Origin of the sequence: Paenibacillus sp. PL91 (assembly GCF_012935325.2) — a bacterium.
GTDB lineage: Bacteria > Bacillota > Bacilli > Paenibacillales > Paenibacillaceae > Pristimantibacillus.
Genome location: NZ_JABBYG020000017.1, coordinates 92,251 through 106,616 on the forward strand (window position 1 = coordinate 92,251; position 14,366 = coordinate 106,616).

General features: G+C 45.4%; 11 protein-coding genes and 1 pseudogene. 3 read left to right on the forward strand and 9 right to left on the reverse strand.

What is annotated here, in order from left to right; translation table 11 throughout:
- Positions 1-236: 236 nt before the first annotated feature.
- Positions 237-1,283: a zinc-dependent alcohol dehydrogenase gene (locus tag HI950_RS27875; protein WP_169088527.1), complete on the forward strand. Its 1,047-nt coding sequence runs from the start codon at positions 237-239 to the stop codon at positions 1,281-1,283.
- Between the two features lie 55 nt (positions 1,284-1,338).
- Positions 1,339-1,713 (forward strand): HIT family protein, encoded by a 375-nt coding sequence (locus HI950_RS27880; protein ID WP_223285544.1) that lies wholly within the window; start codon positions 1,339-1,341, stop codon positions 1,711-1,713.
- Between the two features lie 58 nt (positions 1,714-1,771).
- On the opposite strand, the gene HI950_RS27885 is transcribed toward HI950_RS27880, so the two are convergent.
- From HI950_RS27885 to HI950_RS27895, 3 genes are all read right to left on the reverse strand, one after another.
- A complete protein-coding gene (locus HI950_RS27885; RefSeq protein ID WP_169088523.1) occupies positions 1,772-2,650 on the reverse strand; it encodes a helix-turn-helix transcriptional regulator in 879 nt (292 codons plus the stop codon).
- Positions 2,651-3,005: 355 nt separating this feature from the next.
- On the reverse strand, positions 3,006-3,479 hold the full coding sequence (locus tag HI950_RS27890; protein ID WP_169088521.1) for a hypothetical protein: 474 nt from the start codon (positions 3,477-3,479) through the stop codon (positions 3,006-3,008).
- A gap of 73 nt (positions 3,480-3,552) precedes the next feature.
- On the reverse strand, positions 3,553-4,056 hold the full coding sequence (locus tag HI950_RS27895; protein ID WP_169088520.1) for a hypothetical protein: 504 nt from the start codon (positions 4,054-4,056) through the stop codon (positions 3,553-3,555).
- 185 nt (positions 4,057-4,241) lie between these two features.
- Between HI950_RS27895 and HI950_RS36110 the strand changes: the two are divergent.
- Positions 4,242-4,437, forward strand: a pseudogene (locus HI950_RS36110) (transposase); the annotation flags it as partial.
- On the opposite strand, the gene HI950_RS27900 reads toward HI950_RS36110, so the two are convergent.
- From HI950_RS27900 to HI950_RS27925, 6 genes are all read right to left on the reverse strand, one after another.
- Positions 4,434-6,245: a Sip1-related alpha-galactosidase gene (locus HI950_RS27900; RefSeq protein WP_317618461.1), complete on the reverse strand. Its 1,812-nt coding sequence runs from the start codon at positions 6,243-6,245 to the stop codon at positions 4,434-4,436. The pseudogene HI950_RS36110 and the gene HI950_RS27900 overlap by 4 nt on opposite strands.
- 338 nt (positions 6,246-6,583) lie before the next feature.
- Entirely contained in the window at positions 6,584-8,779 is a 2,196-nt protein-coding gene (locus tag HI950_RS27905; RefSeq protein WP_169088516.1) for an alpha-galactosidase, read from the reverse strand.
- A gap of 80 nt (positions 8,780-8,859) precedes the next feature.
- A complete protein-coding gene (locus tag HI950_RS27910) occupies positions 8,860-9,750 on the reverse strand; it encodes a carbohydrate ABC transporter permease (RefSeq protein ID WP_169088514.1) in 891 nt (296 codons plus the stop codon).
- Positions 9,751-9,761: 11 nt separating this feature from the next.
- Positions 9,762-10,652 (reverse strand): ABC transporter permease, encoded by an 891-nt coding sequence (locus HI950_RS27915; RefSeq protein ID WP_169088512.1) that lies wholly within the window; start codon positions 10,650-10,652, stop codon positions 9,762-9,764.
- 78 nt (positions 10,653-10,730) lie between these two features.
- Positions 10,731-12,377 (reverse strand): type 2 periplasmic-binding domain-containing protein, encoded by a 1,647-nt coding sequence (locus HI950_RS27920; RefSeq protein WP_169088510.1) that lies wholly within the window; start codon positions 12,375-12,377, stop codon positions 10,731-10,733.
- Positions 12,378-12,773: 396 nt separating this feature from the next.
- The gene (locus HI950_RS27925; protein ID WP_223285545.1) at positions 12,774-14,357 is read right to left on the reverse strand and encodes an extracellular solute-binding protein; all 1,584 of its coding nucleotides are present in this window, start codon (positions 14,355-14,357) and stop codon (positions 12,774-12,776) included.
- Between the last annotated feature and the right edge of the window lie 9 nt (positions 14,358-14,366).

The window sequence follows — 14,366 nt, forward strand, 5'->3', positions numbered from 1 at the left end:
ATTTTGTAACCCCTTTCTGATTCTTGTCACAATTGTAGTCCTCACGTCTATGACAAATCTATATCGAAAACACATGTATACTTATCTGAAATTCAGATTTTTGCAGTCCGGCATGATCCTATGAATTTTGATTAAGATTATATGAATTTTCGATATGGATACTTGAAAGCGTTTCCCCTAAGCTTTATGTAACACATCGAAAGCATGTGATTCCTATATTATTGGAGGACTTATAAATGGTACGAAAAATGACAGTACCCCCTATGCAATTAGTTGAAGAGGATGGCTTTGGTACTCAAATGTGTGCAGTAATGGAGGATCTAGGTTCTATTACGATTAAGAGAGCTCAAGTTCCAGAGCCTCTTGAAGGAGAAGTTAGAATTAGAGTAAAGTGGGTTGGAATTTGCGGAAGTGACCTCGAAGTATACAGGGGTGCTCGCGAACCGGAATTTATTTCCTATCCGACTCGCTTAGGGCATGAAGTGGCGGGCGTTATCGATAAAGTTGGAGAAAATGTAATTGGGTTAAAAGAAGGTGACCATGTTGCCTTGCGTTATGTTTGGGGAGCCTTTGCAGAATATGTATGCTGCAGTCCATTTGCGGTAAAGGTTCTGCCCAAAGATTTCCCGTTAATAGAGGGTTCTCTTATTGAGGTGCTCCCTCCTCTGCTTCATACTGCAGAACGCGCTGAAATCTCTCCTAATAAAAATGTTCTGATTATGGGTCAGGGTGTAAGCGGCCTAGCAATGACACAGGTCATTAATCTTTTCAGCCCAAGAAATCTTGTGGTTACCGATCTCTTCGATGAAAAATTGGAGCTTGCCAGGAAATATGGAGCAACGCATACCTATAAACTGCCAACATCCGATACAAAAACAATGGACGTAGTAGGCAAAGACTTCCCTGACGGCTTTGATGTAGTGATCCCATGCCTTCTTGAGGGATCCGGTATGGTAGACGCCATTGATGCAGCTGCACAGAACGGCCGGATTGTCATGTATGGATGCATTGGAACGAGTCATAAGCCAATCGATTTCTTTAAAGTTCATAAAAAGCGTCTCGACATTTTGTCTACGGAACCGAAGCGTGACATTGATAATCGCAGATTTTTCGATGAAGGGTTACGTCTAGTTATGGATGGTCTAATCAATACCAAAGAGACGATCACTCACATCTTTCCTCTTGAAAAAATTGAAGAAGCGTTTAAGCTTCGTAATCAACGGAGTGGGGATACTATTCACGTCATGATTGATTGTGAAGTTAATTCTTCCGATGCAAAATAATTCTTCGAAAGAGAATTTAGAGTGCTTTTATTGTAGTAAGTGTGTACACAATCTAATGATCGAAGCGGCTAAATTAAAAGTATCTACTCTCTATCTAAACAAAGACCAAACACATCAGGGACGGTGTATAGTAGCTTTTGACCGGCATGTCACAGAGATATTCCAATTGGATGATAAAGAGCTGCATCTATTTATAGAAGATATTTCCCAAACGGCTAGAATACTTCATGAAGCTTTTCATCCGGACAAAATAAATTATGGCATTTACGGTGATCTGGTCTCTCATTTGCATGTTCATATCGTCCCCAAATATGAACAATCTGATGAATGGGGAGAAGCTTTTGTTAACGCTCCTCCTTCCAAAAAAATGTTAGATCCATTGGAGTATCAAGAGATCATCATGAGCATTCAAGCAAAATTGAATCCGTAGCATTTAAAATACAAGCCCTGTAATAATAAATTACAGGGGCTTGTATTTGTCTGAAAAATCAACTACTTTCTGTATGAATAACAGTTGGCTGCGCATCTATGCTGAAATCTTCTTCCAAAATAATATCTTTCCCTACAACGGTCCGCATTTGTTCACGGATTTTACTGGGGGACATTCCAAGCCGCTCCATGCAAAGCCTTGAAAAATAGGGTGGGGTTAATCCTATTAAATCCGAAATTTCTGAAACGGAGTACGATGTAAATTCAAGATACTCCTTTGCTTTTTCAAGACGCAGAGATTGCAGATATTGCATGGGTGTAGTGCCCAGATTTTTTTTAAACACTTCAATCAGATAATGAGGATTAAAGTTGAAGTAATTAGCCATTTCTTCCAGGTTAATTTTAGAGGAAAGATTCTGCTTTAAATATTGCACCATAGGAAAACCTTCGTCGGTTTCGCTCATCGGGGCTATAATCTGGTGGGTAAGATTTTGAGAATCCTTACCTTGAAGGACTTCTAATAAAAAACCTTTAAATCCCACATCTATTCGAAAGCGCAGTAAATCATGGGTGCCCTTCAGATTGGTACTTGAAAGTCGAAATAATTCCTTCAGGTGTACCAGATTTGTAAATTTCATTCCTCCAAGCCATTCTTCATTCTCTAAGTAAAGTGCCAGCTCCTCTGCTAAGGAGAACTTAATATCAATCGTGATGGTCTCTTCTGTAAAGTTGAAGCTATGGGGAATCCCTTTTTTAAATAGATAACAATGATTAGTAAGTACTGGATACAACTCTTCTCCTATTTCCACGGTCCCTTGTCCGTCAATAATATGAAGAACTTGGTAAAAATCATGTGTGTGTGTTTTTATACCACTGTTTCTGGAATAGTCCACACGGGCAATCCATAAGACCTGTAGTTGACTATCTCTTACTTTCATAAAATTTTTACTTCCTTTCAAAGGACTTACAACGTAGTTTAGCATAACATCATGTGAAATCATTTATTTTTCAAGAATTTTTGCAATAGGCTTATAAATCACAGTCCCATCACAATTCCCCATCTCGCAACCAACGAACAAAAACTTTATATTAATAATATAAAAAATAGCGACAATCGCAATTAAGGTTGCATATTTTTTTAAACGAGAAAAAAGCCGCAACATCGCGGCTTCTTGTAATATATGTTCTTTCCAATAGTGGCTGCTGAGTCATGGCGGAATTTCATTCCCTCGGCATCCACATGCTGTCTTCCCAGTTGGTTACCGAACTTATACGTAAAACTTATCAGGTTTATTACTTAGACTCAGATAATAACTTATTTATTGCAATTGCTTCTTCGAATGAGTTTGCAGGTGCCGAAATTCTTAAATCTGTTGTCTGTTGAGCTTGAGAACCAACCGGTTCAGCGACCCAAATATTAATTTTTTTAAAATCACCGGATATCCATATCGGACCAAGCATTTGAATTGTCGCATTTATTGGATCTGTATAGGTAAGGGAGCCCATTTCGTTTCTCGTGTTTTTATTAAAATCAACATCGAACAATGTGTATTCCTCGGTAAATTTGTATTTATCGACAACAATCCTGCCTTTGAACTCATGATTTCGAAATAATGGACGTGTTAAGGTACCTTCAATCCTAATTTCGGTCGTACTTACCGAGGTACTATCACCTACTCGATATTCAATCGCAGGGTATTCTACTGCGATTTTTTCGGGGAAGTCATATAACAAAACAAATCCCGCAGCTATCACTATCAACAACATTATAGTTATGAGCCATCTAAGTTTCTTAATTGTGTTATTGATATGACTTCCCCCTATTTAGAAACCGTTTTAATTAATAGATTTGACTTGGATAGTTTGGGTTCACAGGAAAGATAGATGAAATATTTTTTGATTCAATTCCGGTGAGTGTTATGCTATTTACCAAGTCCTTTGCTGAGAGGTTTCCATTTGGATATTTCTCTACTGCATAGAAAGCATCATTATGATGTGTGGGCACAGCGCTTATTGTGCGATTACCTTGAATTACAGATGGAGAAACAGTGGTAGTGCCTCCGTTCGAATTGATATAAGAAAACAGAGGATACTGCCAGCCTATTGCAGCATCAACCTTACTTGAAATAAAGGTTAAGTATTGATTACTGTCAGTCTCTCCTTTTTTCTTAACGTAGAAGAACATTACCTGGGTTGCTTGAGACCAAGTGTATGCAATGCTCGCATCATTAATCACTGTTTCTGTTGAAATTCCATTTACAAACGACTGGGTCGTTGAAAATACTGTAACAAATATTGCGGCCCCGGGAATTGAACTTAAGGTACCAGAAGCTACAGTGTTCAACGCACCCATAGCACCTGCTTTTTCCAATTGTATGTTTGACGAATGACTTTGGTACCGAGACTTTTTAATGACGAGTCTTTTTCATTTGGTTGGGCTATCAATCGTTGAACTTCATAAATAATGTCGTTTTCTCTGATTTCGGTACGATAAGTAAACCAACTTACATTAGTTTGGGTTGGAACAGGTTAAAACAGGCCATAGGGCGCGCAGGCGCATCAAAAGGCTTAATTGTCCATTCTGATCGTGGCGTTCAATATGCTAGCAAGAAATATCAACGACTTCTGAAGAAACATGACTTCGTCTGCAGCATGAGTCGCAAAGGCAATTGCTACGACAACGCGCCGATGGAATCTTTCTGGGGTAAGCTCAAAATGGAATTACTCCTGCATCACAATTTGAACACAAACCGGTCCATGAAGGTCATGGCAATCGACAGTATAAAGCTGCGAATCATCGGAATAAGATCTAAGTTCTCTCATTTCTCCGTTTACTTCAACGGAACTAAGTCTTTTATCCGTAAAAAAAGTAAACGCTCCCCCTTCGTCTAGAAAAAGAGCGGTCCTGGATTCGTTTCGAATGATATGCTTGATCGTTTTGGGGGATATCATCTTGTTTGTCAATCCAATCGGGGCAATCCCCGAGTCGCAGCTGACCAGAATGAACAGTTTGGCTTCCTTCTCATTCAGGACGATCGGATATTCTTCATCACGCCCAATCACCGAACATGCTTTCGAGAAATATTCATAGACCGCAAACCGGCTTCCATGCAGCCCCGGAATATCTGCAGGACGAATCCGGCTTTGGATCGGCCGTCCATCCTTGTTGATATGAAATGCAGCAATAATTCCAGCATCCCCGGCACGACTCCAGATCTTTAATGCAGCATTTTCATGGACCGGATCTACAGTCAAGCAATCCAATGTCGGCATCCCGGGCAAATCGCAACGCAACAGCTTCCCGTCACGTTCAATCAGCGGTCGGATCAAATTGGGGTCGGTTGCATGAAGAGGATCGCTAAAATATACTGGTCCACCGCTTACCGCTCGAAGAAGGGCATGACGTTCCGCATCGGCATGAACCGTCCAGAACATATCCCAATCTCCCCAGTAGAGATGGCCATGATAGAAAGAGTTGTATACATTTTGCATGGCGTGTTCTGCGAAGCAATCCGGGTTCTCGGGAACAAAATCATCACTGTTACGGCTAATGGCGGACATGGGCCTGCTCCATAAGTTTTCCGAGGCCATTCCCATACAGTTGATCATTTGATAGTGGAAATGTATGGCGGCAGAAGCCTCCAGTGCCGTATGTCCCCCTTTAGCGGCCAACCCTGCAGGAAGATGATGTTTTGTGAAATTGGCTATCGCACTTTGTCCATCAACCTTGATGAGTCGAATTCCCTGAAGGCGTAACTGCTGATGAAACTCTTTCCAAAAACCAAAGCCGCGGTCATCACATGCAGGAATAAGAGCCCCCCCGTTAGTGGGCATCAGATGTTCTTTCAACTTCGCAGCCAATTCACTTTCAGGATGAATACCGCCCCAATATCCTGCGAATGTATGCCATACTCCTACTGAATTGATATCCAGCTCCTTCAATTTGTCTACAACACTTACAAGTCCGCCCGGAAATTTGCCTACATCAGCCTTAAAAGATACAAGCTTCCCATCCTTAATGTCCTGCCAGCCGTCGTCAATGATCACCCAACGTACCGGAAGATTCATGTTCTTAAATTCATTGCACTTTTGTACGATCCCCTCTTCGGACACCTGTTGGTAAAAGGCATCCCAAGTACACCATCCGATGTACTCAAAAATATCCGGATATTGCCGTTCATCCTTATTTGCAACACCAAGTTTGCGTCTCGCCGAGGTTAACGTATGTTCCGCTAATTCGAACGGATTCTCATGGATCCCCAACATCGCAACAGAGGTATACATGCGGCTATACCCGCCTGTGTTGTTAAACACAACCAATTGCAAATTCCCTGCGGTTGTTCCCTGCAAATCTGCCTTACCGTTTTCTTCGCAAAGCGGTATGATTTGAAAGAAGGAGCCTGTTTCACGTTCTATCAGCAGCTGCTGGGTTCGGCTGGGCAAACCATCGAGTGTCCCGGTATACGGTCTTGTCCACCAATCGTTAAACCGGTAATGCCCCAACAGGCCCGTCATTCCAGGGAAGCTTTCCATCGTTAGCACAATCCCTTTGTTACTATCAAAAAAACGCAATTTCTCAAACAGAGGATTATCGATCGATGCGGAAAGAGATATCGCTGCACAGCCTTCCTCTATACTCAAATGAAGCTTCACTAAAAGTCCTTCAGCTTCATTCCGAAATTCGCAATCTGTTACCGGCAACCCGCTTTCTTTTCCTGCGATCACCTTTGACAAATGTAAAGTATGGCTGGAACCATCATCCAAGTTCACAACAGCTGAGATTCCATTTATAACCGTCTCCCCGCCGTCAACCAAATCAAGCCTATCTCCTGTTTGTAAGAAATTCAGCAAATGTTTTACCCTCCCGGAACCTAAGTTAATTCAACCTGTTGAAATCTGTAGAACACACTCGTAAAGTCGCCATGCATGACCGGAATGGTTAACCCTACATGCATTAATTCGTCACCGCCGTAAATGCGGCCGGTCTCTACATGTTTGTACTTCGCATCAGGATGCAAGCCGTTTAAACGCAGGAATCTTATCCGTTCCCCCGGCTGCGCAAGCACCTTAAAGTAACCTACAACCGCTTCATTCTTGTTTTCGGAAACGAACATCCACGCCGCTTCGTTACCTTGGAAGGGATCAAGCAATCGGTAGAAATCTCCGAATTGAATAACAGACCTGATTTCCTTATATTGAGAGATCATCTTGCGGATAAAATTCTTTTCTTCTTCGCTCAACTTCGTAAGGTCGAGCTCAAATCCCAAATTCCCTGACATGGCAACGTGAGAACGGATATCCAAAGAAGTAACCCGATGTACCTGATGATTCGGTATAACGGACACGTGCGCCCCAATGGTACTGATTGGATATACGAGACTTGTCCCGTATTGGATATTTAGGCGGCTGACCGCATCCGAATTGTCGCTGGCCCAAGTTTGGGGCATATAAAACAGCATTCCCGGATCGAATCTGCCGCCGCCTCCAGAGCAGCTTTCGAATAAAATATCAGGAAACGAAGACGTAATTTGCTCCAAGACGTGATATAAACCAAGAATATATCGGTGGGCGATTTCTCTTTGACGTTCAGGAGGCCAGGCAAGGGATCCAACTTCTGTCAAATGACGGTTCATATCCCATTTGACATAACTGATGGGTGCGCTATTCAACACCTCGGTTATCACACGGACAATATAATCACAAACCTCCGGCCGAGACAGGTCAAGAACAAATTGGTTCCTTCCCCATGTCTTCGGCCGTCCTTCCACTTGGATACACCAATCAGGGTGTTCCCTGTACAGATGGCTATCCTCCGAAATCATCTCAGGTTCGAACCATAATCCAAACTCCATCCCTCTGGCACGAATTCTTTCAGCCAAATCTGCAAGGCCGTCCGGCAGCTTACGCTTGTCCACCTGCCAATCTCCTAATGAGCTGGTATCATCGTCGCGGTGCCCAAACCATCCGTCATCTAACACAAACAGCTCGATTCCAAGACGCTGCGCTTCATCTGCCAGGCTCTCCAATTTCTGCGCATCAAAATTGAAATAGGTTGCTTCCCAGTTGTTTATCAAGATCGGCCTGACTCGATCCCTATGTTTGCCCCTGCATAAACGGGATCTGTACAATTCGTGGTACGTGCGGGACATCCCCCCCAGCCCATCCGAGGAAAAGACCATGACTGCCTCAGGCGATTGAAAGGTTTCCCCCGGACCTAACAGCCAGGTGAAATCGAACGGATTAATCCCGATCGATGCCCGGCAGGTATGATACTGCTCCACCTCTACCTGGGCAAGGAAGTTGCCGCTGTACACCAAATTAAACGCGTATACCTCTCCCTTACTCTCGTCGGCTCCTTTTCGCAATAAGGCCATGAAAGGATTCTGCTGCGGGCTGCTGGCACCCCGGGCACTGCTGATGGCTTGAACGCCGTGGGTAAGCGGACGCCTTTCTATATTCCGTTCATTCGTATGCGATCCATAAAGGGTCAACCACTCAAATTCATCATCCCGAAAGTCCACACTTGCGCTTGAAACACGCAACAGTTTGATATTGCACTGCCCATGATTGGTGATGGCAATGGAGCGGCTGATGGCATCATGGTCACGGAAGATGCAATAGGTTAACGCGACCGACAAGCCAAGATGCGCATCCTCCAATACAATCTCAAGGGAAATAGTCTCCTTATCGTTCTCTGCATAAGTCGCAGGAAGGCCTTTTAGTACTGATTTCCCATGATAAATCCTGTGAGAATGATATCGTAAGTCAGATATCGTAGATCCGTCTTCCAGTTGTAATTGGAATGCAGGCTGCCGGTAGTCCCCGTTTCCGTACACCGGATATTCATGAGGTATCGTATCCAAAGAAAAGCTGCGGTCCATAGGGTTAGGGTTAGGTGCGAAGGCTCTATCCAAAAATATCAGAGGGTTGCTTTCGTTATAGGAGACAATGCTCCTTCCCCAGTACAAATGGACAAGATACCCTCCATCCAATACCTTCATCACATAACTGGTTCCTTTATTACTGAGGTGAAAAATCTTCCTCTTTTCATCGAAATGTATATTCATGTATCTTCCTCCCCAAATACAGAGAGCTACCCTGCGGTAATTCTCCTCTCACTGATCCATATCCGAGTTGTGAGCCATAATCAACCTTTCACACTGCCGAGAACGAGACCTTTCGTGAAATATTTCTGCAAGAACGGATAGACGACTAGGATCGGGACCGTTCCAAGGAACAACTGCGCGGCGCGGCCGGTTCTCACGTTCATTTGCGCGAGCAGCTCCGAATAGTCGGTGCCGGCTCTCAACATAATTTGGTCGAAGCTGAGCAACAGTGTCTGCAAATAGCTTTGCAACGGATAATTATCGGGATTGTTCATGTAGATGATGCCATCAAACCATGAGTTCCAATGCCCAACGATGGTGAACAGTCCTACGGTCGCAAGCGCCGGCTTAAGAAGCGGCAAGAGGATGCGGATCAAGATTTGCATCGGCCCGGCTCCGTCGATCGTCGCTGATTCCTCGATCTCTTCCGGCAGGCTCCGAATGAAGTTCATGAGAATGATCATGCTGTAGACGGGCAACGCGCCCGGCAGAATGAGCGACCAGATGGAGTCGATGAGTCCGGCATTGACGACGATAAGGTAGCTCGGGATCAACCCTCCGTTAAATAGCATCGTCAATACAAAAAAACCCATATAGATGCCGCGTCCCATCACTTTCTCCTTCGTCTTGGAAAGCGGATATGCAGTGAGCACCATCAAGATGAGGTTGACTATAGTCCCCAGCACGACTCGCTGGGTCGAAACCCAAAAAGATTGTAAAAATTGGCCTCCTTCCAACGCAAACTCATAAGCCTTCGTCGTAAAATCGACTGGCCAAAATACGACATCTCCCGCCGCTACCGCTGCGCTCCCGCTAAAAGAAACAGCAAGCAGATTAACGAAAGGCAGGATGCAAAACAGCGAAGTCAAGAACAGAATCGAATAATTGGCGATAAGAAATAGCTTACGCCCTAGGCTTTTGTCTTGAACCATAATTTCCCTCCTTAATAAATCTTGTATCCTGCGGCTTTTTTCGCAAGCACGAGGGATAAGACGACCAGGATACAAGTGATGACCGATTTGAACAGGCCGATCGCCGTGCCTATCGAATATTGCGCTTGCACAATGCCGAGCCGATACACATACGTATCGATGATGTCGCCGGATTCGTAAACAGCGGGGGAATAGAGGTTGTAGATTTGGTCGAAACCCGCGTTCATGACGTTACCGAGGGACAGGACCGCCATCAGGATAATTGTCGGTGCAAGCAGAGGCAGCGTAATATAGATCGTCTGTTTCCAACGATTCGCCCCGTCGATCAGCGCTGCCTCATACAGCCCTGGGTCGATGCCAGTCAAAGCGGCCAAATAAACGACAGTGCCGAAGCCGAACCCTTTCCAGATATCGGTGACGATCATCGTCCACGGGAAGATCGAGGGGCTGCCCAGGAATGAAATTGGCTTCACACCGAGAAGACCGAGAAACGTGTTGACGATCCCATCCGAAGCTAGAATATCGATCATAATGCCGGCCATGATAACCCAGGACAGGAAGTTTGGGATATAGACAAGCGTTTGGAACGTACGTTTGAAGGCCGCCCGCATTACTTCGTTCAGTAATAAAGCGAAGATGACTGGCACGAAGATGCCGCCGAGCAATTTGAAAATCGACATGTACAGCGTATTCCAGATCGTTCGCAAGAATTTCTCCTGCTTGAAAACGTGTTCGAAGTTTTCCATTCCGACCCATGGCGAATGGAAGCCGAGTCCCGGATTATAGTCTTGAAACGCGATGACCAATCCGTAGAAGGGGAGATAGCTGAAGATAAAAACGAGAATGATACTCGGAACCAGCATGAGGTGGAAAGCCCTCTGTTGTCTTAACTTTCTTAACATGTCCCGATCCTCCGTTCCTAGAATAATATAAAGGAGGCGAGCGTAACCTCGCCTCTTCGCATGGTTCTCGATCGTTAGTTATTTGTTGCCGTACATTTTGTTTACAGCTTCGGTCACTTCGTCTCCGCCGGCTTCCCGCCAGTCCTTGATGAGCTTATCGAAATAATCGATGCTCTCCTTACCCATGATGATCTTCGTAAAACCTTCGGTCAGAATATCATCCAGCGTGGAGCCGTATTTGGCAAGCTCCTTAGGCTGTGCTCCCCAAAGCGAGTTCTTGATATACTGATTGTTGTCGATAAAGGGCTTGGCAAGGCCATATGCGCTCCTCGGCGCGCCTTGCTGCAGGTAGTCGCCAACCGCGGCAAGTGTGCCTTTCGTCTCAAACTCGACACTGTTGTTGTACTTCTGCCACTGACCGGTCGCTGTGAATTTGCTCGTGTCTTTCGTCTTCATCGCCTCGCTGACCTTCACGAACTGCTCGTAGTCCGTGTTCGGGTTCGTGACCTTAAACGGTTGAGGAGCGTGCTCCAAGCCATCGTTTACGAAAGCGGCCAAAGTCTCTTGCGATTCCTTGCTGAATCCTTCGTCCATCATATAGGCGTAGAAGTTAATCAGCTTGGTCACCGCTTCCGGATTCTTAGCTTTCTTGTTTACGACAACGTAGTTCCCGTTTAAGAAGGAAACTGAATGAATCACTTCTTCGCCATTGGCGGACGGTATGTTGTAAGGATAAAATATCGCATTCTTACCCAAGTTCGTGACAACATCCACGCCCGGACTATAGCCCCACCACTGGTAGTGAGGTTGTACGCCGACTTTGCCGGCTACGACATTAGCGTTCATCGCTGCCATATCTTTAATCGAAAATTCCGGATCAATAATGCCGAGCTTATACCATTCAGCAAATGTTGCAAGCGCATCCTTCATCTCAGGCTGGGTCGAACCGTGGACGATCTTGCCGTCTTCGCCTGGAACCCATATGTCCGGATGAGCTCCCCATGCGACTGCGAGCGTGTTTAGTGTATCGAGAGTCTGATCAAGCGCAATGCCGTAACCGCCGTGTTTTTCCATGAACTTGAGCGCGATGTTCTTAATGTCGTCTATCGTCTGCGGATCCCGGAGCCCAAGCTCTTCCTTCCAATCGTTGCGGATCCAGACAAAATCGGGCTGGTCAATGACGCCGTAGTGTAATTGCGGGATACCGTATAATTTGCCATCCTTCATGCCGGATTCAAAGCTGGCACGATCGAATTCCATGTATTTTTTCAACCGATCGGATGCGTACTTGTCGAACACCTCGGTTAGATCCATGACCATGTCCGCTTCCATCAACTTCTGCAGCTGCGATGCGTTTACACGATAAATGTCGGGAAGCTCGCCGGACGAGATCGCGAGGTTCAACTTCGTTTCGTAATCGTCGGATACCCAATCCGTCACGACGTTGATGTTGAAGCGCTCCTTATACGCTCGCGTCCAGATGTTGTCCCCCATGTCGTCGCCTTCCGGAAATTGAGCGGACGTATTCGTTTCACGAATGGTGTGAATCGTGACCGGCTCCTTGTATTTCCCGAAAGCATAATCTACTTCCCCGTTCTCTTTCGTCGCCTGTGAAGATTCGGCTCCCGATTCCGTCGCTTGCTCTTTCTTGTCTTCACCGTTGCTGCACGCAGCAAGTAACATTAGCGCAATTGCCAAGATGATGGATAATCCTTTTCGTTTCATTTGTACCCCCCCATTTGTATCAATATTGGAATTTAGAGAAATAAATAACAGGCCCTTCATAAAATTCGTCTCGTCAATTTACTGACTCTTCTGGAGACCTTACTGAACCTTTTGCCAGTAGTTCTTGTGAGTCAGCCACGCAATCACCCCTTTTTTCTTTCATTCGCTGCACACTTTATTCTGTACGAGCTTGTACTATCATGACATCATCAGGCTACGCCATCTATCAATATTGTGGACGAATCATCATAAATGTGTATTTCTATGAAAAAAAAAATGAACCCGGTGGAACAAACATAAAAAGAAATAAAACAAAAAAAGCTGCTGTCCCATGTTGTTGGAGACACCAGCTTTTTTTTGCGGTAAAATGTTCCGCCTCGAAATGAAGACATGTCATTACTTCAGCTTCTGACGTTCCTGATATTGCTTCGTCCACTCCTCCTCAACATCCTTAATGCCCATCTTCGCATACTTGTCCAGCAGTTCCTCAAGGCGTGCCCGGGCATCCTTTGCGCTGTCAGCGATCAGCACTTTCGCAATGTCAGTAAGCAGACCGGATTGTATATTCGCCCAGACGATCCCCGCTTTGCTGTTCGGGTCGATCGATAAAACGCTCAGGTCCGTTCCGTCAAATTTGAAAAGCTCGGCAATACGGCGATCCTCTTGCCGATCCGGCGATTCACTTTGCTTTTCCCAATTATACTTTTGATACTGGTTCAGTTCGAGATAACGTACTCCCGTTTTCTGACTGTAGCCATCCCAATCCTTCTGAAATTCCTCGTAAGCGTTCTGCTTCAGGACCGGTGTACCGTCTTTCATTTCCCAAGTCTCGCCTTCGATACCATAGAAGCTTAACATTTGGCCTTCCGGACTCATGTTGTAATTGAAGAAACGCATGATCGCTTCGGGATGTTTGGCGTTCTTCGTGATGACCGCCACGTTCCAGCCCACCGTGCTATAGCCCCCCATATATGGCTTTACACCGTCTTTCCCGGCCGGTATCGGGTAGGCTTTATAATAGATGCCGGGATCGGTCTTCTTCAGCACAGCATTCGGCGTCCAATAATCCCAAATCGCCGAGAAGCTTGCTGCCCATTTTCCGTTGCTGCGCACTTCCTGTTCCATGCCGTCGTTGTAAGAGAAATTCTCCGGGTCGATCATTTTCTCACGGTACATCTTGTTCAGCCATAGTAGCATGTCCTTGGTGGACTCGTTGAACATAAAAAACTTGACCTTTTGTTCCTTCTCGTCATAATAGCGGTAGTCCTTGTTTTTGCTTCCCCACATGTTCGACATTTCAATAAAAGAACCGTCGTTATAATCCAGGCCGAGAGGAAACACTATTTCACCGTTCGTCGTGCTCAGATTGGCATTACGCACCTTGGCTAAATAGGCTTCGAAGTCTTTGACAGTCTTGATTTCTGGCTTACCCATTTTCTCATAAATGTCTTCACGCAGCATGAGGGTTCTGCCGACGGATAACTCCCCCTTGTCGCTGAACCAGTTGGGGATACCGTAAAGATGGCCGTCCGGGTGCTTCAACTGGTCGACGACATGCTGCGGTATATAAGTACCGATCAGTTTGTCATACCCGTATTTTGCCGCAAGCACGTCAATTGGCAACAGCGCTTTCGAATTGACATAATTGTCCCACGTCGGCCCGCGGTCCATCCACATCACTTCCGGATAGTCTCCGGATATGAGCATGACATTCGCCTTCTGTTCGCCGTCACCGTCGGGACCGCTAAAATCGAATTGAACGCCAGTTTTTTCGGTAATACGTTTCGTGACCGGATCTGAACCCCACTTCTTTCCTTTAAACCAGACATACATCCACATGGCATTGACGGTTACATTCGACATGCTATTCGAAGAGTTGTCGAGCGGTATCTGCGCAGCATTCCCCTTCGGTTTCGATTCGGCGCTCCCGCCGGAACAAGAGGCGACCAAAGCCGCGGTCAATGTTGTGGCGATCGCCATGCTCACTCC